This is a genomic window from Pseudoduganella buxea, assembly GCF_009720835.1.
Taxonomy (GTDB): Bacteria; Pseudomonadota; Gammaproteobacteria; order Burkholderiales; family Burkholderiaceae_D; genus Rugamonas; species Rugamonas buxea.
The window spans coordinates 1-24,559 of record NZ_WNKZ01000089.1; the positions used below are offsets into that span (position 1 = coordinate 1).

20 protein-coding genes are annotated in these 24,559 nt (G+C 66.2%); 5 read left to right on the top strand and 15 right to left on the bottom strand.

Annotated elements, in window-relative coordinates; genetic code table 11:
* From GM672_RS22620 to cyoA, 8 genes are all read right to left on the bottom strand, one after another.
* A partial coding sequence (locus tag GM672_RS22620; RefSeq protein ID WP_211517411.1) for a CoA-binding protein occupies positions 1 to 317 on the bottom strand: 317 nt, incomplete at its 3' end.
* Between the two features lie 86 nt (positions 318 to 403).
* Positions 404 to 970 carry a response regulator transcription factor gene (locus GM672_RS22625; protein WP_188915960.1) on the bottom strand — a complete coding sequence of 189 codons (567 nt, stop codon included), beginning with the start codon at positions 968 to 970 and terminating at the stop codon, positions 404 to 406.
* Between the two features lie 8 nt (positions 971 to 978).
* Complete coding sequence (locus GM672_RS22630; protein WP_155472791.1) at positions 979 to 2,358, bottom strand: ATP-binding protein; 1,380 nt, start codon at positions 2,356 to 2,358, stop codon at positions 979 to 981.
* Positions 2,342 to 3,163: an SURF1 family protein gene (locus tag GM672_RS22635; RefSeq protein WP_155472792.1), complete on the bottom strand. Its 822-nt coding sequence runs from the start codon at positions 3,161 to 3,163 to the stop codon at positions 2,342 to 2,344. Before GM672_RS22635 ends, GM672_RS22630 begins: the two co-directional genes overlap by 17 nt.
* Entirely contained in the window at positions 3,160 to 3,588 is a 429-nt protein-coding gene (gene cyoD, locus GM672_RS22640; protein ID WP_155472793.1) for a cytochrome o ubiquinol oxidase subunit IV, read from the bottom strand. The genes GM672_RS22635 and cyoD overlap by 4 nt, the downstream gene beginning before the upstream one ends.
* Positions 3,585 to 4,220 (bottom strand): cytochrome o ubiquinol oxidase subunit III, encoded by a 636-nt coding sequence (cyoC, locus tag GM672_RS22645; RefSeq protein ID WP_155472794.1) that lies wholly within the window; start codon positions 4,218 to 4,220, stop codon positions 3,585 to 3,587. Before cyoC ends, cyoD begins: the two co-directional genes overlap by 4 nt.
* Positions 4,213 to 6,216: a cytochrome o ubiquinol oxidase subunit I gene (gene cyoB / locus GM672_RS22650; RefSeq protein WP_155472795.1), complete on the bottom strand. Its 2,004-nt coding sequence runs from the start codon at positions 6,214 to 6,216 to the stop codon at positions 4,213 to 4,215. The genes cyoC and cyoB overlap by 8 nt, the downstream gene beginning before the upstream one ends.
* Complete coding sequence (gene cyoA / locus GM672_RS22655) at positions 6,197 to 7,264, bottom strand: ubiquinol oxidase subunit II (protein WP_155472796.1); 1,068 nt, start codon at positions 7,262 to 7,264, stop codon at positions 6,197 to 6,199. Before cyoA ends, cyoB begins: the two co-directional genes overlap by 20 nt.
* Positions 7,265 to 7,463: 199 nt before the next feature.
* On the opposite strand from cyoA, the gene GM672_RS22660 reads away from it, so the two are divergent.
* Positions 7,464 to 8,828: an MFS transporter gene (locus GM672_RS22660; RefSeq protein WP_155472797.1), complete on the top strand. Its 1,365-nt coding sequence runs from the start codon at positions 7,464 to 7,466 to the stop codon at positions 8,826 to 8,828.
* A gap of 78 nt (positions 8,829 to 8,906) precedes the next feature.
* Here GM672_RS22660 and GM672_RS22665 read toward each other — a convergent pair whose 3' ends face one another.
* The gene (locus tag GM672_RS22665; RefSeq protein WP_155472798.1) at positions 8,907 to 11,411 is read right to left on the bottom strand and encodes a sensor domain-containing protein; all 2,505 of its coding nucleotides are present in this window, start codon (positions 11,409 to 11,411) and stop codon (positions 8,907 to 8,909) included.
* Between the two features lie 208 nt (positions 11,412 to 11,619).
* Between GM672_RS22665 and GM672_RS22670 the strand changes: the two genes are divergently transcribed.
* The gene (locus GM672_RS22670; protein ID WP_155472799.1) at positions 11,620 to 12,207 is read left to right on the top strand and encodes a hemerythrin domain-containing protein; all 588 of its coding nucleotides are present in this window, start codon (positions 11,620 to 11,622) and stop codon (positions 12,205 to 12,207) included.
* Between the two features lie 97 nt (positions 12,208 to 12,304).
* Here GM672_RS22670 and GM672_RS22675 read toward each other — a convergent pair whose 3' ends face one another.
* Genes GM672_RS22675 through GM672_RS22685 form a run of 3 tightly spaced genes read right to left on the bottom strand, consistent with a single transcriptional unit; the run spans position 12,305 to position 17,240 of the window.
* A complete protein-coding gene (locus GM672_RS22675) occupies positions 12,305 to 14,386 on the bottom strand; it encodes a methyl-accepting chemotaxis protein (protein ID WP_188915961.1) in 2,082 nt (693 codons plus the stop codon).
* A 12-nt stretch (positions 14,387 to 14,398) separates the two neighbouring features.
* Entirely contained in the window at positions 14,399 to 16,384 is a 1,986-nt protein-coding gene (locus GM672_RS22680; protein WP_155472801.1) for a methyl-accepting chemotaxis protein, read from the bottom strand.
* Positions 16,385 to 16,394: 10 nt separating this feature from the next.
* Entirely contained in the window at positions 16,395 to 17,240 is an 846-nt protein-coding gene (locus tag GM672_RS22685; protein ID WP_155472802.1) for a TorF family putative porin, read from the bottom strand.
* Positions 17,241 to 17,728: 488 nt separating this feature from the next.
* Between GM672_RS22685 and GM672_RS22690 the strand changes: the two genes are divergently transcribed.
* Positions 17,729 to 19,003 carry a sugar MFS transporter gene (locus GM672_RS22690; RefSeq protein WP_155472803.1) on the top strand — a complete coding sequence of 425 codons (1,275 nt, stop codon included), beginning with the start codon at positions 17,729 to 17,731 and terminating at the stop codon, positions 19,001 to 19,003.
* 130 nt (positions 19,004 to 19,133) lie between these two features.
* Here GM672_RS22690 and phbB read toward each other — a convergent pair whose 3' ends face one another.
* Positions 19,134 to 19,949 (bottom strand): acetoacetyl-CoA reductase, encoded by an 816-nt coding sequence (phbB, locus tag GM672_RS22695; protein WP_155472804.1) that lies wholly within the window; start codon positions 19,947 to 19,949, stop codon positions 19,134 to 19,136.
* A 196-nt stretch (positions 19,950 to 20,145) separates the two neighbouring features.
* On the opposite strand from phbB, the gene GM672_RS22700 reads away from it, so the two are divergent.
* Both GM672_RS22700 and GM672_RS22705 read left to right on the top strand, forming a co-directional pair.
* Positions 20,146 to 21,786, top strand: coding sequence for a sensor domain-containing diguanylate cyclase (locus GM672_RS22700; protein ID WP_155472805.1), 1,641 nt, complete (start codon positions 20,146 to 20,148; stop codon positions 21,784 to 21,786).
* 121 nt (positions 21,787 to 21,907) lie between these two features.
* Positions 21,908 to 23,290 (top strand): amino acid permease, encoded by a 1,383-nt coding sequence (locus GM672_RS22705; protein ID WP_155472806.1) that lies wholly within the window; start codon positions 21,908 to 21,910, stop codon positions 23,288 to 23,290.
* Between the two features lie 45 nt (positions 23,291 to 23,335).
* Here the strand turns inward: GM672_RS22705 and GM672_RS22710 are convergent, their stop codons facing one another.
* Positions 23,336 to 24,292 (bottom strand): diguanylate cyclase domain-containing protein, encoded by a 957-nt coding sequence (locus tag GM672_RS22710; protein ID WP_155472807.1) that lies wholly within the window; start codon positions 24,290 to 24,292, stop codon positions 23,336 to 23,338.
* A partial coding sequence (locus GM672_RS22715; RefSeq protein WP_211517412.1) for a hypothetical protein occupies positions 24,289 to 24,559 on the bottom strand: 271 nt, incomplete at its 5' end. The genes GM672_RS22710 and GM672_RS22715, both read right to left, overlap by 4 nt.

Genomic DNA, 24,559 nt, shown 5'->3' on the forward strand with positions numbered 1-24,559 from the left:
CCATCCAGGCCGGCACTGAGCACGATGACGGCGCGCGTGCCGGCCGCGCCCAGCTGGTGCACCAGGCCCGGCACGGTGGCAGCCGGGGTGCAAATGACGGCCAGGTCGGGCGGCGCCGGCAGGCTGGCCACGTCCGGGTACACGGGCCGGCCGGCCAGCGTGGCGTGCTTCGGGTTGACGGCATGGATGGCGCCATGGAAGCCGCCGTCCAGCACATTGCGGTAAACCGTGGCACCGACGCTGTGGGGCCGGTTCGAAGCACCGATGACGGCGATGGAGGCGGGCTGGAACAGGTACTGCAGGTTGCGGACGGTCATCGCTTCTCCTGTGGACGATGCCGCGAGGTTAGCGAATCGCCCAGTCCAAAAGATTGATCCAGATCAAATCCGGCCCCTTCCCTGCCCTATTTGACGCGCTGCTTCTCCAGCTTGCGCGCCAGGGTGCGCCGGTGCATGCCGAGGCGCCTTGCCGCTTCGGAGATATTGAATTCCGTTTCCGCCAGTACCGTGTGGATATGCTCCCACTCCAGGGTCTTGACGGAGGTGGCGCGGTTGGTGAGTTCGACCTCGGCGCTGCCGGCCACGTGCTCGAAGGCGGCCTCGATGTCGTCCGTGTTGGACGGCTTGGCCAGGTACTGGCAGGCACCCAGCTTGACGGCCTCCACGGCCGTATTGATGCTGGCATAGCCGGTCAGCACGACGATCAGCATGGCCGGATCGTAGTCGTGCAGCATCTGCACGCAGGCCAGGCCGGAGGAATTGCCCTTCAACTTCAGGTCGACGACGGCGTAGCCCGGCTCGCCCGGGGCCAGTTCGGCCGTGTCGAGCAGTGCGCTGGCCTCGTCCACATTGGCCGCGTGCAGCACGCGGTAGCCGCGCCGCTCGAACGAGCGCCCCAGGGTGCGGGCAAACGCTTCGTCGTCCTCGACGATCAACAGGGTGCGCTGCATCTCCGTCATGCCCTCAGTCATGCAATTCCTTATCCACGTTCATTCAGTGCGTTCTTGTCCAGCGCGATGGCCGACAGGGGCAGCCGGATCGTCACTGCCGCCCCGCCGCCGCCCTTGCCTGGTTCGTTGCCGTCGTCACGGTTGCGGGCGGCCACGGTGCCGCCCAGGGTGCGCGCCACGTTCACGACAAGGAACAGGCCCAGGCCGCTGCCGGGGCGTCCCTTGGTCGAATTATACGGTTTGCCCAGCTGCGCCAGCACGGCGGGGTCGAAGCCGGGGCCACGGTCCGTCACGCGCAGGATCAGGTGGCCGTCCTCGCGCATGGCGTCCATGCCGACCCAGTCGGGCGACGCTTCCAGTGCGTTGTCGAGCACATTGCACACCATCTGCTTCAAGGTTTCGTCGAAGACGACAGGCAAATCGGCGCCGATGGCGTTGTGGTAGGCGAAGGCGACGACGGGGCGGCTGCCCTGCCACTCGCGCGCCAGCTCGTCCAGGAAGGTGCGGATCGTCGTCTTCACGGACGATTCGCCACGCGCCTCGCCGGCCGACAGCAGGATGCCGCTGACGATGGCCTTGCAGCGCTTCAGTTGCACCTGCATCTCGCCAATCTCCTCGAGCAGCTCGGGGTTGCGGGAGAATTCGGGCATGCGCTTCCAGTCGCCCAGGATGACGGACAAGGTCGCCAGCGGCGTGCCCAGCTCGTGGGCCGCGCCCGACGCCAGCAGGCCCATGCGTACCACATGTTCCTCCTCGGCGGCGCGCTGGCGCAGGTTGGCCAGCTGGGCGTCGCCGGCACGCAGGTTGGCCGTGATGCGGGTAATGAAGAACACCAGCAGCGCGGCGTTGAGCATGAAGCAGATCAACAGGCCCTGCACGTACAGCGACTCGATGCCCCGTTCGTGGTCCAGCGCCAGCGGCAGCGGCAGGTAGTGGCGCGACAGGCCGGCCAGGCAGCTGGCCGTGATCAGAACAAAAGTCCACGCATAGGCGGGGCGCAGCAGCACGGCCGACAGGATCACCTGCAGCAGGAACAGGAAGGCAAAGGGATTGGTGGCGCCGCCGGACAGATAGAGCTGGGACGTCAGGATGGCCACGTCCACCAGCAGGGCCATGAACAGTTCCGTGTTGCGCACGTAGCGCACTTCGTGCCAGCGCAGGTGGCTGGCCACGTTGAAGGCGATCAGGCAGGCCAGCACCTGCAGCATCGGCACCAGCGGCAGGCGGATGTCGTACACCAGGTTGGCGCCAGCAATCGTGGTGAGCTGGCCGATGACGGCGAACCAGCGCAGCTGGATCAGCTGCATCATGTTCTTGTGGCCGGCCGTGTATTCGACGCCGGCCGCCGCCACGCGCACCTGCTGGTGCGAGCCCAGCCGTCGTTCGGGGTCGTCAGTGTTGCGCGTCATCCTGGTCTCTCGTCTTGCGGCGCTCGAAGCGCAGCACGAGATAATAGCCGCCCGCGACCATTGCCGCCAGGGCGAACCAGGTCAGCGCGTAGACCAGGTGGTTGTTCGGGAAGGCAATCACCGTCAGGCCGCCGGTGGGCTTTTCGGTGGCGTCCTGCGGGTATTCCTGGCCTGCCGGGGCGTCTATGAAGAACGGTGCTGCCCGCGGCAGGTTGCGTGCTTGCGCAATGACCGGCACGTCGCGCACGTACCAGCGCTCGTTGGCCGGGTCGTTCTCGCGCAGGATGCGGCCCTTCGGCTCGGGCATGCGCAGCAGGCCCGTGATCTCGACGGCGGGCCCGAATGCGCCGGCGCAAGGCTCGGCGCCCGCTCTGGGGGGCGCCGGCCGGGCCAGGTCGCCCGACTGCATCGGCACGAAGCCGCGGTTGATGAAGACGATGGTGCCGTCGCCCGTGCACAGGGGCGTCATCAGCCAGAAGCCGATGCCCTTGGCCGTCGTGGTCTGGACGCGGGTGGTGAGTTCGTAGAGGAATTTGCCGGACACCCGCACCTTGCGGTATTCGTCCGATGCGGCGGTGACGCCGGCCCACTTGTCGGGGGCCGGCGGTGCCACGGGTGCTGCGTGCACGCGCTGGTCGATGCGCTCGATCAGGTCGAGCTTCCATTGCAGGCGTTTGAGCTGCCAGGTTCCCAGGGCGGCGAACATGGCGAAAAAAAGCACCGCGAGGACAGCCAGGACAGACAGGAAGACCCTGCCGGCCCCGGGGCGCCGGGGCGCCCGGCCGTCTCGCAGTGCCGTCATCATGGCATGTCGTGCATCTGCTGCGGCGTATGGCCTTCCATGGTCGGCATCATGTTGTGGTTCATGTGGTACATGACCCACAGCGAGCCTGCCAGCGTGATGACGACGATGATGACGGTGAAGATCAGGGCCAGCATGTTCCAGCCGCCTTCGGACTTCGAGTTCATGTGCAGGAAGTACACCATGTGCACCACCATCTGCACGGCGGCGAAGCCGAGCAGCACGAAGCCCAGGGTGGCAGGGTCTTCGATCACGTGGTTCATCACGAGCCAGAACGGGATCGCCGTCAGGATCACGGCCAGCACGAAGCCGATCACGTAATCCTTCATCGAGCCGTGCACGTGCGAGCCGTCGGAATGGTCGCCGTGGCCGTGATCGTCGTGACCGTGGTCGTGGCCGTGACCGTGGTGTTGATTGTGGTCGCTCATGGCAGCACTCCCATCAGGTAGACAAAGGTGAACACGCCGATCCAGATCACGTCCAGGAAGTGCCAGAACAACGACAGGCAGTTCAGGCGGCGCATATTGGCCGCGTGCAGGCCGTGCTTCGAGATCTGCACCATCAGGGTGACGAGCCAGATGGCGCCGAACGTCACGTGCAGGCCGTGGGTACCGACCAGCGCGAAGAACGCCGTCAGGAAGCCGCTGCGCTGCGGACCGGCACCTTGATGGATCAGGTGCATGAACTCGTAGATCTCGACGGCCAGGAAGGCCAGGCCGAACAGGCCCGTGATCCCCAGCCACAGCAGGGTGCCGCCCTTGTTCTTGACCTTCGCGGACAGCATGGCGAAGCCGTAGGTGATCGACGAGAACAGCAGGAAGGCCGTGTTCAGGGCGATCAGCTTCAGGTCGAACAGTTCGGCGCCCGTCGGACCGCCGGCATAGTTGCGGCCCAATACGGCATAGGTCGCGAACAGGCAGGCGAAGATGAGGCAATCGCTCATCAGGTAGATCCAGAAACCCAGCATGGTGCCGTGTTCCGGATGGTGCTCGCGCACCAGGTAGCGCGAGCTCGGGTCGGCGCTCATCGCGCCGGCGGAGGTTACGTGAATATCAGACATGGCTTCCCAGCAAAGCGGTGTGGCGTTCCTCGGTACGGGTCACTTCTTCCGCCGAGATGTAGTAATCGCGCTTGTAGTTGAACGTGTGGACGATGATGGCAACGATCATGGCAACGAAGGCCACGGCAGCCACGGCCCACATGTGCCAGATCGTCGCGAAGCCCACCACGGCCGACAGCGCCGCGATGATGAAGCCCGCGCCGGTATTGGCCGGCATGTGGATCGCCACGAAGTCCTTCAGCGGACGGGCGTAGCCGTTCTTCTTCATGTCGGCCCACGTGTCGTTGTCATGCACGACCGGGGTGAACGCGAAGTTGTAGTCCGGCGGTGGCGAGGACGTCGCCCACTCCAGCGTGCGGCCATCCCATGGGTCGCCCGTGACATCGCGCAGCTTCTTGCGGCGCATGAAGGAGACGACGAACTGCATCAGCATGGCGCCGATGCCGGCCGCGATCAGGAGCACGCCGATGAAGGCGACCACGAAGTACGGCTGCATCGACGCATCTTCGATATGGCTGAGGCGACGCGTCACACCCATGAAGCCCAGTGCATACACCGGCATCCAGGCGATGTAGAAGCCGATTACCCAGCACCAGAACGAGACCTTGCCCCAGAAGTCGTCGAGCTTGAAGCCGAACGCTTTCGGGAACCAGTAGTTGATGCCGGCGAACAGGCCGAACAGCACGCCACCGATGATGACGTTGTGGAAGTGCGCGATCAGGAACAGCGAGTTGTGCAGCACGAAGTCGGCTGGCGGGATCGCCAGCATCACGCCGGTCATGCCGCCGATGGTGAAGGTCACCATGAAGGCGATGGTCCACATCATCGGCAGTTCAAAACGGATACGGCCGCGGTACATCGTGAACAGCCAGTTGAACAGCTTGGCGCCCGTCGGGATCGAGATGATCATCGTCGTGATGCCGAAGAACGAGTTCACCGACGCGCCGGAGCCCATCGTGAAGAAGTGGTGCAGCCAGACCAGGTAGGACAGGATCATGATGACGCAGGTCGCATACACCATCGAGGTGTAGCCGAACAGGCGCTTCGAGCAGAACGTCGACACCACTTCCGAGAAGATGCCGAAGCACGGCAGGATCAGGATGTAGACCTCAGGGTGACCCCAGATCCAGATCAGGTTCACGTACATCATGGCGTTGCCGCCCATTTCGTTCGTGAAGAAGTGGGTGCCCAGCAGGCGGTCCATCGACAGCATGCCCAGCACGGCCGTCAGGACGGGGAAGGCGGCGACGATCAGGATGTTGGTGCACAGCGCGGTCCACGTGAAGACGGGCATCTTCATCATTTCCATGCCGGGCGCGCGCATCTTGATGATGGTGACGATCAGGTTCACGCCGGACAGCAAGGTACCGACACCGGCGATCTGCAATGACCAGATGTAGTAGTCCACCCCCACGTCGGGCGAGGCCAGGATGCCGGACAGAGGCGGATAGGCCAGCCAGCCGGTACGGGCGAATTCGCCGACGAACAGCGAAGCCATGACGAGCACGGCGCCCATCGTCGTCATCCAGAAGCTGAAGTTGTTCAGGAACGGGAAGGCGACGTCGCGCGCGCCGATCTGCAGCGGCACGACATAGTTCATCAGGCCTGTCACCAGGGGCATCGCCACGAAGAAGATCATGATGACGCCGTGGGCCGTGAAGACCTGGTCGTAGTGGTGCGGCGGCAGGAAGCCGGCACTGTCGCCGAAGGCGATGGCCTGCTGGGCACGCATCATCAGTGCGTCGGCGAAGCCGCGCAGCAGCATGATGAGACCCAGGATCATGTACATGATGCCGATCTTCTTGTGGTCGATACTGGTGAACCAGTTCTTCCACAGGTGGCCCCACACACGGAAATACGTCAGCGCGGCCAGGAGTGCGCCGCCACCGATGACGACGGCAGCGAAGGTGGCGAGCAGGATCGGTTCGTGGAACGGAATCGCTTCCCAGCTCAGCCTGCCGAAGATCGGATCAGTTTCAGTTGGATACGCTTGCATTGTTACTCTTCATGGAAATGGTGGGCTTGTCGGCGGTCGTGCATACCTCTGCACCCAGTTGGGCAACCTTGGCGATGTCGCCGACGTTGCCATTCTTGCTGGCCTGATGCTGGGCCTTGCGCTGTGCCGCGGCGGCCGCGTTGCGGTTCTGGTCGTCGTGCATCTGCTTGGCCATGCAGGCCGTGCCCGGTTCGACGCACAGGTTGACGATCGCGCTGTACAGCGACGGATCGACGGCGGCGTAGCGGCGCACGGGGTCCTTCTCGCTCGGCTTGGCCAGCTGGACATAGTCGGTGCGGGTCAGTTCGCCGCCGCCGGCCTTCGTCTTGGCCACCCAGGCGTCGAAATCGCCGTTCTGCATCGCGTGGTACTTGAAGCGCATGTGCGAGAAGCCGGCACCGCTGTAGTTCGACGAGAAGCCGTCGTACGTGCCGGGCTTGTTCATCACGGCGTTCAGCTGCGTTTCCATGGCCGGCATCGCGTAGATCATGCCTGCCATCGCGGGAATGTAGAACGCATTCATCACCGACGAGGCCGTGATCTTGAACTTGATGGGGCGGTCGATCGGCGTGACCAGCTCATTGACGGTGGCGATGCCCTGCTCCGGGTAGATGAACAGCCATTTCCAGTCCAGCGCCACCACTTCCACCGTCATCGGGGTCATGCCGGCCGGGATCGGACGTTTCTCGTCCAGGCGCTGCAGCGGACGGTAAGGGTCCAGCAGGTGGGTGCTGATCCACGTAATGGCGCCCAGCACGATAATCAGCAGCAGGGGCACGCCCCAGATCACCAGCTCGAGCTTGGTGGAATGGTCCCAGTCGGGATCGTACTTCGCTTCGGTATTATTTTTACGATAACGCCAGGCGAACAATAGGGTCAGGACAATGACGGGAACGACGATCAGCAGCATCAGGAAGGTCGAAACGACAACCAGATGGGCCTGCTGCGCCGCGATATCACCGGACGGATTCAACACCACCGTATTGCAGCCGGTGAGCCACAACAGGGGGAGAAGCATCAGTCCGCTGCGAACTTTTGATGATTTCATTAAGTTATGTGCGCTACAGAGGATTGAGAACATGTTACTGTACCGTCACAGGCATGCGGAATGGAATTGGACACTTTGTCCCACCCCCGGTGTCAAACCCGGCGATGTCGACTCGGTGTTCAGCTGTAATTAGTAATGGCAATTGGTAGGTGCAGCGCATTTTGCTAAGACTTGTGAACAAATGACTTGAGAGACAAATATGGCAACGACAACATATGACGGCAGCAATCCGGTAGGCCAGCAGAACCACGGCGATTATCAGGCAAGTCCCACCAGTGGTGGCGCACGCAACATTAATGCTCGCGACGGCGAGATCCATCCCGGCGAGATCGCCGTCGGCGTGGTGATCGGGCGGGCATCCGAATATTTCGATTTCTTCGTCTACGCAATCGCTTCGGTCCTGGTCTTCCCCTCCCTGTTCTTCCCGTTCGACGACCGGCTCGACGCCACCCTGTATTCCTTCGTCATCTTCTCCTTTGCCTTCATCGCCCGCCCCTTCGGCACCGTGCTGTTCATGTGGGTACAGCGGCGCTACTCACGCGAAGCCAAGCTGACCCTCGCGCTGTTCCTGCTGGGAACCTCCACCGTCGGCATCGCCTTCCTGCCGACCTACGCCCAGGCCGGCAACACGGGCATCATCCTGCTGGCCCTGTTCCGCATCTGCCAGGGCATGGCCCAGGGCGGCTCGTGGGACGGCCTGCCGTCGCTGCTGGCCCTGAACGCGCCCCACAACAAGCGCGGCTGGTATGCCATGCTGGGCCAGCTGGGCGCGCCCGTCGGCTTCATCGTCGCCGCCGGTATCTTCGCCTATATGCTGGCCAACCTGTCCGGCCTGGACTTCCTCGACTGGGGCTGGCGCTTTCCGTTCTTCGTTGCCTTTGCCATCAATGTGGTAGCCCTGTTCGCCCGCCTGCGCCTGGTGTCGACGCCTGAGTATTCGCGCCTGCTGGACGAGCGCGAGCTGGAACCGGTCAGCCTGTCCGAGCTGTCGCACACGCAGGGCCGCAACGTGCTGATCGGCGCCCTGGCCGCGCTGGCCAGCTACGCGCTGTTCCACCTGGTGACCGTGTTCCCCCTGTCGTGGGTGCAGCTGTACTCGAACCGGGCGATGGACAGCTTCCTCGTGCTGCAGATGTGGGGTGCGGGCCTGGCCATCGTCGGCACCATCGCCTCCGGCCTGATCGCGGACCGCTTCGGCCGCCGCACCACCCTGGGCACCTTGGCCGCACTGATCGCTGTCTTCTCCGGCTTCGTGCCGACCCTGCTGCAAGGCGGCGAGACGGGCCAGAACATCTTCATCCTGGTCGGCTTCGCCCTGCTGGGCCTGTCGTACGGCCAGGCCGCCGGCGCCGTGACGGCCAACTTCGCCCCACGCCACCGCTACACGGGCGCGGCGCTGACGTCGGACCTGTCCTGGCTGGTCGGCGCCGCCTTTGCGCCGCTGGTGGCACTGGGCCTGTCGGCCAATTTCGGCCTGGGCTATGTCAGCCTGTACCTGCTGTCCGGCGCGGTCGGCTCGCTGGCGGCGCTGTCGCTGAACCGGGCGCTGGAGATCCGCGACTGACGTCTTGAACGGCTGATGGCAGAACGGCGCCCCGAGGGGCGCCGTTTTTTTTGCCGATCTGGCACCTGGCCTTGTTGCCTACGCGACGCCGCCCAGCATGACGGCGGCCTCCCGCTCGGGCACGGGCCGGCTATACAGGTAGCCCTGGATCTCGTCGCAGCCTTCCTGCCGCAGGTAGACGAACTGGTCCTGGGTTTCGACGCCTTCGGCGATGATGCGGAAGTCCAGGCTGTGGCCCAGGGCGATGATGGAGCGTACGATGGCCGCGCCGGGCGGGTCGTCCAGCATGTCGCGCACGAAACTCTGGTCGATCTTCAGGTAGTCGATGGGGAAGCGGCGCAGGTAGTTCAGGCTGGAGTAGCCCGTGCCGAAATCGTCGATCGACAGGCAGATGCCCATCGCCTTCAGCTGGCTCATGGCGGCGATGACGACGTCGACATTGTGCATCATGACGCTTTCCGTCAGCTCCAGCTCCAGGTACTTCGGCGCCAGCCCGCTGATGGCCAGCGCTTCCTTGACTTCCTGGACGAACGCGGCGTGGCGGAACTGGCGCGCCGACACGTTGACGGCCACCGGCACGGGCGCCAGCCCGGCCTGCTGCCACGCGACCGCCTGCAGGCAGGCCGTGCGCAGTACCCATTCGCCGATCTCGACGATGCGCCCCGTTTCCTCGGCCACGCTGATGAAGCGGGCCGGCGGCACCAGGCCCAGTTCCGGATGCTGCCAGCGCAGCAGTGCTTCCAGGCCCACCACCTGGCCGCTGACGCAGTCGACCCGGGGCTGGAAATACAGCAGGAACTCGTTGCGCACCAGTGCATGGCGCAGGTGGCCTTCGATCAGGGTACGCTCGGTGACGCGGTCGTTCATCTCCACCGTGTAGAACTGCAGCTGGTTGCGCCCGCCGTCCTTGGCCCGGTACAGCGCGATATCGGCGTGCTTGAACAGGCCCGGACCCGTCTCGCCGTCGCGCGGGTAGACCGCCACGCCCATGCTGCATGTCAGCGCCAGGTCGTGGGCGCCCAGGCGCATCGGCGCGCTGACCGCTTCCAGGATGGTCTGCACGGTGCGCGGCGACAGGCCCACGCCCGGCTGGTCCAGCAGCAGCAGGATGAATTCGTCGCCGCCCAGGCGCGCCACCGTGTCCGAGTCGCGCAGGGCGCCCCGCAGCCGCTCGCCCACCATCTGCAGCAGGCTGTCGCCGACGGCGTGGCCCAGCGTGTCGTTGATCAGCTTGAAGTTGTCCAGGTCCAGCACCACCACCCACAGCTGGTTGCGGTAGCGCGCCGCATAGCTGATGGCCTGGTCCAGGCGGTCGCGGAACAGGTTGCGGTTCGGCAGGCCTGTCAGCGCGTCGTGTGTCGACTGGTGTTCCAGCTCCTGCTGGTAGCGCATCGTGGCCGTGATGTCGTTGATGACGCCGACCCAGTGGGTCACCTTGCCATTGGTATCCAGCACGGGCGCCAGGTGCAGCTGGTTCCAGAACAGCGAGCCGTCCTTGCGGTAATTGCGCAGCACCACGGTGGCCTCGCGGTCCGCGTGCAGCGCCTCGCGCAGCAGGTGCAGGCCGTCCTGGTCGCGGTCCTCGCGTTGCAGGAAACGGCAGTCGCGTCCCATCACCTCGGGCAGGTCGTAGCCGGAGATGCGGGCGAAGGCGGGGTTGGCGTAGACGATGATGTCCTGCTGGTCGTGGTGGCGCGTGATGACGATGGCGTTGACGCTGGCGTCCAGCGCGCGGCCCTGCAGGCGCAAGGTTTCCTCGGCCTTCTTGCGCGCCGTGATGTCTTCCAGGGTGCCCAGCATGCCGATGATGGCGCCTTGCGGGCCATACAGGGGCAGCTTGTTGACGAGGTAGCGGCGCTGGCGGCCGTCCGGGCCCGTCAGGGTGTCCTCGCGATCCAGCAGCGGGTGGCCGGTGGTGACGACGACCCGGTCCTCGGCCGCCATGCGCTGGGCCTGGCGCCGCCAGATCAGGTTTTCGTCGCTCTTGCCGCTCACCTCCTGCGGGTCGTCCAGCCCGGCCGCCTCGGCGAATACACGGTTGCAACCGACATAATGCAGGTCCAGGTCCTTCCAGTAGACCTGGTGCGGCATCGTGTCGATCAGGCGCCGGTACAGCTGCTCGGAGCGGTACAGGGCGCGCTCCGTGGCCAGCTGCTCCGTCACGTCCAGCGCGAACACGAGCCGGGCCCGGTGGCCCTGGTAGCCCACCGCATGCGACGTGATGCGCACGGAGATGGGCGTGCCGTCGCGCTTCAGGTGCGTCCACACGCCGGACGCCTGGGGCAGCCGCGGCTCCGTCGACGCCAGGTCCGCTTCCAGGCGCAGCTGCTCGTCGCGCGGGCGGATGTCGCGGATCGTCATGTGCAGGAATTCGTCCGTCGTGTAGCCGTAGTGCCGGCAGGCGGCGGCGTTGCAGCGCAGGAAGCGCAGCGTATCCGTATCGTAGATCCACATCGGCAGCGGATGGTCCTGGAACAGGTCGCCGAAGCGGCTCAGGATGCGCGGCACGGTCGCGTTCGGACCCCGCCCCCGTACGGGCAGGCCCTTCCTTCGATTCGCTGCGGCACGATATTGGCCCTTCATGCGACTCCCCGGCTGTGGTCTTCATGCTAACTATAGCCCAGGCGCGCCCGGCTGTCTCCCTCTGCGTGACGGCGCAGCGCCAGCCGTGGCGTCCGTTGCAACAGCCCGGCCGCGCCATGCGCCGACAGCCGATTGCGTGCTTTTCCTACGCGTGAGCCGAGGCGGGCGATCTAAGATAAGCCGTTGCCTCGCACAAAGGAGAAGAACCATGTTTTCACTGAACAAGCTCAGCCCGACGATTACCGACATGATCCGCTTCGATCACTCGCATACCCTGGTGACCTTCCACCAGTACACGACGACGAAGAAGCCGAAAGTGAAAAAGGCGCTGGCCGAAACCATCTGCACGGCGCTGGAAATCCACGCCACCTTGGAAGAGGAAGTGTTCTATCCCGTCATGCGCCAGCTCGAGGGCGCCGCGCCCACGATGCTCAAGTCCGAGCCGGAACACAATGAGATGCGCCGCATCATCGCCCAGCTGCGCGCGGCCGACCCGGCCAACAAGCAGCATGACGAACTGGTGCACGAACTGATGCGCGACGTCATGCACCACGTGGCGGACGAGGAAACGATCCTGCTGCCGGACGCGGAGCGCCAGCTGAGCCAGGAACGCCTGTGCGAACTGGGCGCGCAGATGACGAAGCGGCGCATGCAGCTCGTCACGCCCCAGGCCGGCAAGATCGCCGCCAACACGGCCGTGGGTTTCTCCGGCAGCACGGCGGCCATGGTGGTCGGTGTGGCCGGTGCCGCATTCGCCGCCAGCAAGCTGCTGGGTCGCAAACCTGCCCACGCCTGAGCGCCAGGCAAAAAAAGGCCGGACCGCCCCCCCCTGGGGGTGGCGGTCCGGCCAAACGCCGATTCACTGAATCCGCGCTACTGACTGTTCGCCCAGCTTAAAACGTCTCCCATTCGTCCTGGGACGCCTTGGCCTGCCCGATGACCTTGACCGGCTTGCCCGTTGCAAGCGGCGCCTTCGGGACGATCACGGGACGGCGCGGGGCATTGTCATCGACCGCCACGTCGCCGATCCTGAACTCTCCCACCAGCGCTACCAGGGTGGCGGCCTGCTGTTGCAGGCTTTCCGCGGCGGCGGCCGCTTCTTCCACCAATGCCGCGTTCTGCTGGGTCACGCTGTCCATCTGCACGACGGCCTGGTTGATCTGGCCGATGCCGCTGCTCTGCTCCGTGCTGGCGGCGGCGATCTCGCCGATGATGTCGGCCACCCGCTTGACGGAGGCGACGACGTCGTCCATCGTGCCGCCCGCGTCCGCCACCAGGCGCGTGCCCTTCTCCACCTGCTCCACGGAGTCGCCGATCAGCGCCTTGATTTCCTTGGCGGCCGACGCACTGCGCTGTGCCAGGTTACGCACTTCGCTGGCGACGACGGCGAAGCCCCGGCCCTGCTCGCCCGCCCGCGCTGCCTCGACCGCCGCGTTCAGCGCCAGGATATTGGTCTGGAAGGCGATGCCGTCAATGACGCCGATGATGTCCACCACCTTGCCGGACGACGCGTTGATCGACGCCATCGTCTCGACCACCTGGGCCACGACGGCGCCGCCGCGCACGGCCACAGTCGATGCAGAGGCGGCCAGTTCGCGGGCCTGGACAGCGTTGTCCGAGTTCTGCTTGACGGTGGATGTCAATTCCTCCATCGACGCGGCCGTTTCTTCCAGCGCGCTGGCCTGCTGTTCGGTCCGGGCCGACAGGTCATGGTTGCCCTGGCTGATCTCGGAACTGGCCGTGGCCACGCTGTCGGAGCTGCTGCGCACGCGGGCCAGCACGTTCTCGATCTTCGCCACGAAGGCATTGAAGCCGCCGCCGATGACGGCCAGTTCGTCCGTCCCCTTCACTTTCAGGCGTGCCGACAGGTCGGCATTGCCGCCGGCCAGCTGCGTCATCGTCGCCGCCAGGGTCCGCAGGGGCCGGGTCAGGCGGTTCACGGTCAGCACCATCGCCAGTGCGGCGGCGCCGGCGCACAGCAGCGACACCACCAGCGCATACAGCATCAGCTCGCGCGCGGGTGCCGTCGCGACACTGCGCGGGAAGGACAGGCGCACGGCCCACGGCGCGATGTCCGCGTGCAGCACCAGCGGCTCGATGATGTGGACGATGCCGTCGCTTTCATACTCGTAGCCCTTGCCGGCGGCAATCGCAGCCAGTGCCGGCGCAGGCAGGTCGTCGGCCTTCTTGCCGTTCCTGGCCGCTTCCGGATGGCTGGCATACAGGCCGCCGTTCGACACGAGGGCCAGCTGGCCGCCTTCGATGGTCTTCAGGCCGGCGAGGATTTCCGTCAGGCGCGTCAGCATGAAGTCGGCGCTGGCCGTGCCCAGGAACTTGCCGTCGACGACGATGGGTGCGACCATCGACGCCATCTGCACGTCCTTGCCGTTGATCGGATACGCGTACGGTTCCGTGAAGTGGGCCTTGACCGTCTTCTTCGGAATGTCGTACCAATCGTTCGCCCCCGGTGCGTTCGAGAACACGATCGGTTCGACACCGACGCCGCCGGCAGGATTGCGCGTGTAGTACGGCATGTAGCGCCCGCTCGCGTCGAACTCGGGGGACTTGCCGGCGAAGTCGGCATCCGCGCCGTCCAGCGCGTCCGGTTCCCACGTCACGGCCGCGCCTACCAGATCGCCGGAGCCCAGGAGGGTGGCCTTGGTCAGTTCCGCCACGTGCGGGCGCGACAGCGGCATGCCGGCCGCCTTCGTGGCGCGCATGGCGCCGGCCAGGTTTTCCACTGCCGCCAGGTTGCGCGTGATGCGCGTGGCCACCGTCTGCGAGGCGGCGCCGGCGGCCGTGTGGGCCAGGGCCATGGCCGCCTTTTCCGCGCTGGCACTGCTGCGCACTCCCGTGACGGCAGCCGTGATGGCCAGGCTCAGCACCACGAGGGTGCTGGCGGCGATGCAGATACGTGCGTTCAGCGACAGCGACCTGCCGCCCTGCTTGCTTGGTTTTTCGATAGCGATATTCATGTTCTTCTCCATTCAGTTGCCCTGGCCCGCGCCGGTGCCGATGCGGAACTGGCCCACCAGCGCCACCAGCGTGTCGGCCTGCTGCTGCAGGCTTTCCGCCGCGGCGGCTGCTTCCTCGACCAGCGCCGCGTTCTGCTGCGTCACGCCGTCCATCTGCACGATGGCCTGGTTGACCTGGGCGATGCCGCTGCTTTGCTCGTTGCTGGCGGATGCGATCTCGCCGATGATGTCGGCCACGCGCTTGACGCTGGACACCACTTCGTCCATCGTGCCGCCGGCGTCCGCCACCAGCCGGCTGCCCTGCTCGACCTGTTCGACCGAGGCGCCGATCAGTGCCTTGATTTCCTTGGCGGCCGACGCGCTGCGCTGGGCCAGGTTGCGCACCTCGCTGGCGACGACGGCGAAGCCACGGCCCTGTTCGCCCGCCCGCGCCGCCTCGACTGCCGCGTTCAGGGCCAGGATATTGGTCTGGAAGGCGATGCCGTCGATGACGCTGATGATGTCCACCACCTTGTTCGACGAGGCATTGATCGAGGCCATCGTTTCGACCACCTGGGCCACGACGGCACCGCCACGCACGGCCACGCCGGACGCGGTGGCGGCCAACTGGCGCGCCTGGTTGGCGTTGTCGGAATTCTGCTTGACGGTGGACGTCAGCTCCTCCATCGATGCCGCCGTTTCTTCCAGCGAGCTGGCCTGCTGCTCGGTGCGCGCCGACAGGTCGTGGTTGCCCTGGCTGATTTCATGGCTGGCCGTGGCCACGCTGCCGGAGCTGTCGCGCACCCGGGCCAGCACGTCCTCGATCTTCGCCACGAAGTCGTTGAAGCCGCTGCCGATGACGGCCAGCTCGTCGCTGCCCCTGACGGCCAGGCGTGCCGACAGGTCGGCATTGCCGCCGGCCAGCTGGGACATCGTGCGGGCCAGGTTGCGCAGCGGACGAGTCAGGCGGTTCAGGGTGCAGATCATCGCCAGCGCGGCCGCCGCCGCGCACAGCACGGAAACGACGATCGAATACGTCATCAGCTCGCGCGCGTCGGCCGTGGCCACGCTGCGCGGGAACGACAGGCGCACGGCCCACGGGGCGATGTCCGCATGCAGCACCATCGGCTGCAGGATATGGACGAAATCGTCGGCCTCGTATCTAAAGGTCTTGCCGGCACGGATGGCTTCGAGCGCGGCCGCAGGCAGGTCGTCGGCCTTCTTGCCGTTCCTGGACGCATCCGGATGGCTGGCATACAGGCCGCCATTGGACAGCAGCGCCAGCTTGCCGCCTTCCATCGTCACCAGGTCCTTCAGGATGTCGCCCAGGCTGCTCAAGGCCATGTCGCCCGTCGCCACGCCCAGGAAGCTCCCTTTGACGGTGATCGGCGCCACCAGCGAGGCGATCAGGACGTCCTTGCCGTTGACGGGATACGAATACGGCTCGCTCAGGTGCACGCGGCCCGTCTTCCTCGGAATGTCGTACCAGTCGTTGCCGCCTGGTGTCGTCGTGAATTCGATCGGCGTCACATTGACACCGCCGCTGCCGTTGCGCGTGTAATACGGCATATGGCGGCCGGTGGCGTCATAGTCCGGCTTCTGGCCGGCATATTCGGCATCCTTGCCGTCCAGCGCGTTCGGCTCCCACGTCACGGAAACGCCCACGAGATCGTTCGATCCCAGCAGCACACCCTTGGAGATGGCGGCCACCTGGGCCCGCTCCGGCGCCACGTCGGCACCCTTGGTCGAGTGCATGGCGATGCTCAGGGCCCGCACCGTCGCCAGGTTACCGCCGATGCGTGCTGTCAGGGCATGGCCCGCTTCACGTGCCGTCGTATGGGCCTGGCGCATGGCCGCGGCCTCGGCGCTGTCGCTGCTTTTGACGCCCGTCACGACGGCCGTTATCGCCAGGCTCAACACCACCAGCCCCGTGGCGGCGGCGCAGATGCGGGCATTCAGGGACAGCGACTGCAGCATGCCAAGGGGGCGCTTCGGCGCCGACAAGTTGGTCAGGTTCATGGTGGTGCGATCAGAAGCTGCGCGTCACGGACACCACCAGGGTGCCCTTGGCCGGATTGGAATACTCGACAATACCTTTGCCGTTCGGCATGCCGGTGGTGTAGGCGTCGTAGATGCCCGTCTTGCCCCAGGCGCGGGTCCACGCCACGGCGCCACTCCAGCCGCCGCCCAGCGTCTTGGTGGCACCGATCTTGGCGTCGTGCCAGTTCCACACGTCGTTGCCGGCGCCGGCCACGCGGCCATTACCGGCGTGCAGGTTCAAGGTCCAGCCGTCGCCCAGGTCCTGGTTCATGCCCACGTCCAGGTAGCCGGTGCCACGGGCATTGGTGATGCCGAAGAAGTCGCTCGAGACGGTGCGGTTGTACTTGGCGTAGAAGGCCTTGTACGTCAGGCCGGCGGACAGCTCGGCATAGTCGAACTTGGTGCCGGTGGCGCTGATGACGGCGCCGGGGTACTTGTAGTAGTAGGCCAGCGCGCTGTAGCCGATGTCGCCGACGCTGCCGCTGTAGCCGCCATACAGGTCCCACTCCACCGTGCCGTCTTCGACATAGTGGTCGCTGATGGTGGACACCCACGTGCCGGCCGACCAGCCGCTCGGGTGCGCATAGTCCAGGCCCGCCTGCGCGGCCGGCTTGCCCCAGCTTTGGCGCATGCCGCGCGACACATATTGCGACACGACGGTGGCGTTGCCCGTTACCGTGCCGCCGGCAGCCGGCGCGGCGGCAGCACCGTCGATGGCTTGCGCCCGTGCATTGACCGCGCAGAACGCGGAACCGAGGGCAATACCAGCTGCAGCAAGCGCGTAGCAGCACGCGCGGCGACGCGCACGCGTCAGCCGTCCAGAGCCATTCTTCATGGGTTCAATCCGTAATCAGTGGAGCGGCGTCCTGCCGCGGGAGGGGGAGTTGTGAAATATCCGTACGGAAATATTACAGGGCTCTGCCCGAAAAATCAGCGAAGATTCTGATTTTGCTCACACCTTTTTCAGAAAGCTGCAACGCGAATACAACAAACAGCGCTCTGCCATTGCAGGCGATACAAGGACTTGCCAGGAAGGCTAGCCAGAGTGCTCAGCATCGTCGGAAAAGTTGCGCAACTGTCCCGGGGTATTGGAGGCCATTGGCAGGAGGTGCCGGGACTGTCCCGGAATTTCGGTGGGCCGGGTGGGAAAAATCGGGGACTGTCCCGGAATTTTGGCGCGCATCTGTCAGGATTGTCCGGGACTGTCCCGGAATTTTACTGGGCGGGTAGGCGGCTGTCAGGACGCGGTTTTCACCAGTCCAAGCAATAATCGTTTGCAATTGTTATGATGGCGCCCGCCAGATTAACAGTCAGATATATCTTATGATCGATAACCGCCCTACTTCCCCCGCCGCCAGTACGGATGCGCCCGGCCTGCGGGCCTTCGTGTTCGCCCTGTTCTTCATCTTCGGCGGTATCACCAGCCTGAACGACGTCATCATCCCGAAGCTCAAGGACCTGTTCACGCTCAGCTACACCCAGGCCATGCTGGTGCAGTCGGCCTTTTTCGCTGCCTATTTCCTCGTGTCGATTCCGGCCGCCGCCATCGTGCGCCGCCTGGGTTATATGCGCGGCGCCGTCGTCGGCCTGCTGACAATGACGGCCGGCTGCCTGCTGTTCATCCCCGCTTCGTCGTCGGGACTGTTCGTTACCTTCCTCGCCGCCCTGTTCGTGCTGGCCTCGGGCATCACGATCGTGCAGGTGGTGGCCAATCCCCTCATTTCGATGCTGGGCCGGCCCGCCACGGCGCCCAGCCGCCTGACGTTCGCCCAGGCCTTCAACGCGCTGGGCACGACGGTGTTTCCGTACGTCGGGTCGATCCTGATCCTGGGCACCCTGGCGACGGTCGATCCGGCCACCTTGAGCGGGGCCGCGCTGGATGCCTTCCGCGCCGAGGAAACCCAGGTGGTGGTGCGCACGTATATCGGGCTGGCGCTGGCGCTGCTGGTGGTGGCGGGCCTGGTGTGGGCCAACCGCAATAAACTGGCCGAGGAAGCCGTGCCGCATACGAGCATCCTGGCGGCCTTCACCTTGCTGCGGCAGCGCCGGTTCGCCTTCGGCGCACTGTGCATTTTCCTGTACGTGGGCGGGGAAGTGGCGGTCGGCTCGCTGGTGGTGAACTACCTGATGGAGGCCGACGTGATGGGCCTGGGCGCGGAGGCGGCCGGCCAGCATGTCACGTTGTATTGGGGCGGCGCGATGGTGGGCCGTTTCATTGGCGCGGCCCTGCTGCGCCTGGTCGCTCCGGGCAAGGTGCTGATGGGGGCGGCGGCCATGGTCATCGCGCTGCTGCTGGTCTCCGCCAACAGCTCGGGGCCCGTCTCGGGCTGGAGCCTGCTGGCCGTGGGCCTGTTCAACTCGATCATGTTTCCCACCATCTTTTCGCTGGCCTGCGAAGGCCTGGGCAAACGGGCGGCGGAAGGTTCGGGGCTGATCTGCATGGCCATCGTCGGCGGTGCCATCGTGCCCCTGCTGACGGGCTATGTGGCCGATTTGTCGAGCCTGAAGGTGGCGCTGGCCGTGCCGCTGGCCTGCTACGCCGTCATCCTGGCATTTGGCTGGAGCACGCGCCGGCCCGTGTCGGCGGCGCGGGACTGACGCTGCCGCCCGGCCAGACCCGGACCCGCGTGGGCAACGAAGGCGCGCCGGTCCGGTGCTGCTCCGGGGGCCGGCGCGGAATCGACCGCTGGCTGCGGCGCTGCCGCCAGCACCGCGGACGGCGACGCCGTCAGCTCAGATATTGCCCGCCATTGACGTCGATCGTGGCCCCCGTGATGAAGCCAGCGCGGTCGTCGGCCAGGAAGGCCACCGTGCGCGCCACTTCATCCGGCGTGCCCAGGCGGCCGACGGGAATGCCGGCCACGATGGCCTGCAGCACGTCCGGCGCCACGGCCGCCACCATTTCCGTATCGCAGTAGCCGGGCGCCACGGCGTTGACGGTAATGCCCTTGCGGGCATTTTCCAGCGCCAGCGCTTTCGTGAACCCGAGGATGCCGGCCTTGGCGGCGGCGTAATTGGTTTGCCCCGCCTGGCCCTTGCGCCCGTTGATCGAGCTGATGTTGACGATGCGGCCGTGGCCCCGCGTGCGCATGCCTTCGATGACGCCCCGCGTCATGTTGAACATCGAGCCCAGATTGGTCTGGATCACTTCCCACCACTGCTCCGGCGTCATCTTGTGCAGGGCGCCGTCGCGTGTGATGCCGGCATTATTGACAAGGATGTCCACCGGGCCGATGCGCCGTTCGACCCGGGCGATGCCTTCGGCGCAAGCGGCGAAATCGCCGACATCCCATTTGAAGACGGGCACGCGGTGACGGTCCTCGAAGGCGGCCGCGGCCGCGTCATTGCTGTGATAGACGGCCGCCACGTTGTGGCCCGCATCGCGCAGGGCCAGGGTGATGGCGGCGCCCAGGCCCCGGGTGCCGCCCGTGACGATGGCGGCACGCCCCGTGCGCGTGCCGCCCGAAAGACTGGTGTCGCTGGTATTGTTCGTATTGCTGGTGGCGCTCTTGTCGTTTGCTGCGTTGCTGTCTGTTTTGCTCATGGGTCTCCTCCGTTAGAACGCCCAGCTTAGGGCAAAGCCGGGCGAGTGGCGTGGGCCGGGGTCCTCAACTGCAAGGTTGTTTGATATGCATCAAACAACGGCGGGGCGTTCACGCAATACGCTACCGTCGAGACCGTTTGACGGCGGCTATCATGATGCCAGGAACCCGGGTAGCCCCGTGCTAAACTGGGTCACCATGCGCCTCCTGCTACGCTTGACCACCCTGAAGGCACGCATGACGGTGGTCGTGACCGCCCTCGTGTTCCTCGCCAGCGTCCTGCTCGCCCTCGCCGGATTGCACCTGGCCGAGCGTCAGATGGCGCAACTTGTCGGCGACCGCGAATTCGCCCTGCTCTCCAGTGCGGCCGCCCACCTGGAACAGAACCTGGCCGCCAAGCGCATCTTGCTGCGCTCGGCTGCCGAAGGTGCCCGCGCCGCCCGCATCGGCACGGGCGAGGCCATGCAGGCCTACCTGGAAAGCCATGCCACCCTGCGCGAGCAGTACTTCAACGTCGCCGCCCTGGATAGCCAGGGCGAACTGGTGGCCAACCTGAGCGACCGTCGCCAGGTCGGCACCCTGTCCGCCGGCGACCGGCCCTACTTCCGCGAAACAGTGCGCCTGCGCGAAGGCATCGTGTCGCAACCCTTCCTCAGCAAGCTGTCGGGCAAGCCCGTCGTGCTGCTGACCGAGCCGGTACACGACGACGCGGGCCGCCTGCTGTTCGTGCTGGCGGCCGGCATCGACCTGCACCAGCACTCCTTCTTCGGCCGGCTCGACACCCTGAAGCCGGGCCGGCACGGCTACCTGTTCATGCTGGCGGCCGACGGCACCATCCTGTACCACCCGGATACCCGCCGCATCCTGCGCAGGGTGCAGGACGAGCCGGGCGGCGTCATGCAGACCACCCGCCAGGCGCTGGACGGCTTCGAAGGCTGGCGCCAGGGCCGCACCAAGGCGGGGGTCGAGGCACTGATCGGCTACAAGCGGCTGCATTCGACGGGCTGGATCGTCGGCATCGTCTATCCCATCGACGAAGCCTTTGCACCCTTGATCGCCATGCGCGAAAGCGCCGTGCTCCCCACCGCCGCCGTGGCGCTGCTGGCCGGCTCGCTGGGCTGGCTGGCCATCTACCTGCTGCTGCGGCCACTGGCCACCTTGCAGGCCCAGGTAGCCAGGGTGGAACGGGGCGAGGCCGATATCGACATCTTCGACCTGTCCCGCCCGGACGAAGTGGGTACCCTGGGCCGGGCCTTCCACTCGCTGACGCGCCAGCGTGCGCTGGCCGACGCGGAAATGGCGCGGCTGGCCAGCACGGATGCGCTGACGGGCCTGTTCAACCGGCGCAAGTTCGAAGGCGAACTGGACATGGCCCTGCTGCGGGCTGCGCGCAGCGGCAGCCAGGCCGGCGTGGCGTACCTCGATATCGACCACTTCAAGCTGATCAACGACAACCACGGCCATGGCGCCGGCGACCGCGTGCTGGTCGAGTTCGCGCACCGACTGCGCGCCACCGTTCGCGCCACGGACACGGTGGCGCGCCTGGCCGGCGACGAGTTCGTCGTGCTGTTCGAAGGCCTGGCCGCGCCGGACGAGCTGGCGGGGCTGGGCCACAAGATCGTCGAGGCCATGCGCCCGCCGTTCCTGGCCGATGGCACGCCGCTGGCCGTCACCACCAGCGTCGGCCTGGCCGTGGCCACGCCCGGCATCACACGCGAGGCGCTGCTGCGCCAGGCCGACGAGGCCCTGTACGCGGCCAAGGCAGGCGGGCGCGACGGCTTCCGCCTGCGCCCGGACGCCCATGCCGGCGACGACACTCAGCACACCGCGCTGCATTGATACAACGAAAAGCGTCATGGCGCCGATCTTCGCCCCGGCGCGGGGACGATGGATTAGAATCATGTCCCGGCACTAACCGTGCCAATTCGACCACCCCGAACCACTTACCCAGCGGAGCCCCATGGCAGCAGACGGCAACAACGAGCTCAAACGCGGCCTGAAGAGCCGTCACATCCAGCTGATCGCGCTGGGTGGCGCCATCGGCACCGGCCTGTTCCTCGGCATCGCCCAGACCATCAAGATGGCCGGCCCGTCCGTGCTGCTGGGCTATGCAGTGGCCGGCATCATCGCCTTCCTGATCATGCGCCAGCTGGGCGAGATGGTGGTCGACGAACCGGTGGCCGGGTCGTTCAGCCACTTCGCCGACAAGTACTGCGGCCCGCTGGCCGGCTTCCTGTCGGGCTGGAACTACTGGGTGCTGTACGTGCTCGTCAGCATGGCCGAACTGTCGGCCGTCGGCATCTACGTGCAGTACTGGTGGCCCGAGCTGCCCACGTGGGTGTCGGCGCTGGCCTTCTTCGTCATCATCAACTCGATCAGCCTGACCAACGTCAAGGCCTTCGGCGAAATGGAATTCTGGTTCGCCATCGTCAAGGTGGTGGCCATCGTCGGCATGATCGGCTTCGGCGCGTGGCTGCTGGCCTCGGGCAACGCGGGCCCGGAAGCGTCCGTGGCCAACCTGTGGCGCCACGGCGGCTTCTTCCCGAACGGCGTGGGCGGCCTGGTGATGGCGATCGCCGTCATCATGTTCTCGTTCGGGGGGCTGGAACTGGTGGGCATCACGGCCGCCGAGGCGGACGACCCGTCGCGCACCATCCCGAAGGCCACCAACCAGGCCATCTACCGCATCCTGATCTTCTATATCGGCGCGCTGGGCGTGCTGCTGTCGCTGTACCCGTGGCAGAAGGTGGTCAGCGGCGGCAGCCCCTTCGTGCTGATCTTCCACGCCCTGAACGCCGACTGGGTGGCGACGATGCTCAACATCGTCGTGCTGACGGCGGCCTTGTCCGTCTATAACAGCTGTGTCTACTGCAACAGCCGCATGCTGTACGGCCTGGCCATGCAGGGCAATGCCCCGCGCGCGCTGCTGAAGGTGAACCGCCGCGGCGTGCCGCTGGCGGCGCTGGGTGTGTCGGCGCTGGCCACGGCCGTCTGCGTCAGCGTCAATTACTTTATGCCGGGCAAGGCCTTCGAACTGCTGATGGGGCTGGTCGTCTCCGCCCTGATCATCAACTGGGGCATGATCAGCTGGATCCACCTGCGTTTCCGTGCCGCCAAGCGCACGCTCGGCCAGGCCACGGGCTTCCCCAGTCCATGGGCGCCCCTGTCGAACTGGCTGTGCCTGGTCTTCCTGGCCGGCGTGCTGGTGGTAATGTACCTGACGCCGGAACTGCGGCTGTCGGTCTACCTGATACCGGCCTGGCTGGGCTTGCTGTGCGTGGGCTACTGGAGCAAGCAGCGCAAGGCCGGGCGGGTGCCGGCGCCACTGGCGACGCCGGACTGAACCTCAGTAAATAGTTGCTTGAAAAATGGGGTCTGTCCCCATTTTTCAGGCCACGGCCGGATCGACGGCGCGGCCGGGCGGCGCGCCGGCAGCCACGACGACTGGCCGGTTGCGCCCGCTGCGCTTGGCTTCGTACAGCGCCATGTCGGCCGTGTGCAGCAACGCCTCGGCCGTGTCGCCTTCGCCTGGAATCTGCGCGCACAGGCCCACGCTGGCCGTCACGTACGGCGCCGTCGGCGCCGTCGGGTGGGCCAGGTTCAGCGCGGCGATCCGCCGGCACAGCCAATCGCCGTAGGTCTGCAGCGCCGCATGGTCCGTGTTCGGCAGCAGCACGACGAATTCCTCGCCGCCGTAGCGCGCCGCCAGTTCGCCCGGCCGGCGCGCGCCGTCGCGGATCACGCCGGCCACTTCGCTCAGGCACGCATCGCCCTGCTGGTGGCCGTAGCGGTCGTTGTACAGCTTGAAGTGGTCGACATCGATCAGCGCCAGCCCCAGCGACATGCGGTGACGCCGGTGGCGGGCGAACTCCGTGGCCAGCTGGCTGTCGAAGTAACGCCGGTTGAACAATCCCGTCAACCCATCCTGGTGGGCCAGCCCGTCCAGCTTGGCCAGCGCCGCCTGCAGCCGCAGGTGCGTGCGCACGCGCGCCTGCACCACTGCCGCGTTCAGCGGTTTCGGAATGAAGTCGACGGCGCCCGCGTCCAGGCAGGCGATTTCCGCTTCCGCCGTCGACTGGGCCGTGACGAAAATGACGGCACTGCTGCGCAGGTCCGGGTCGCGCTGGATCGCGTCGCATACGGCAAAGCCATCCATGCCGGCCATTTCCACGTCGAGCAGGATCAGCTGCGGGCGCTGCAGGCGGGCAATGTCGATGCCGGCCGCGCCGCTGGTGGCGAACAGCACCCGGCCCTGCCCCCGCACCATGGCCGACAGCAGCCGGATCGTGTCGGCATTGTCGTCGATGATGAGGATCGTGCTCTCGCCCGGGGTGGCAGCAGTCATTGGTTCTCCTGGTCTGGATCGTGGTCGGGTTGCAGGTGGGCCGGCAGCGCCGCCAGCACGGCGTCGAAGTCGAGCGCCGCCATGCCCGCCGTGACCGCCGCCAGCGGCGCCGGCGCCAGCTGGGGCAGCAGCCAGCCGCGCAGTTCCTCATACAGGGTGACGGCATCGAGGTCGCGCTCGGTCAGCAAGGTCAGCCAGCGCTGCCACTGTGCCGGCGGCTCGCCCGGCAGCGCACCGGCCGGCGCTGGCATGGCCGCGGCGGCCGGC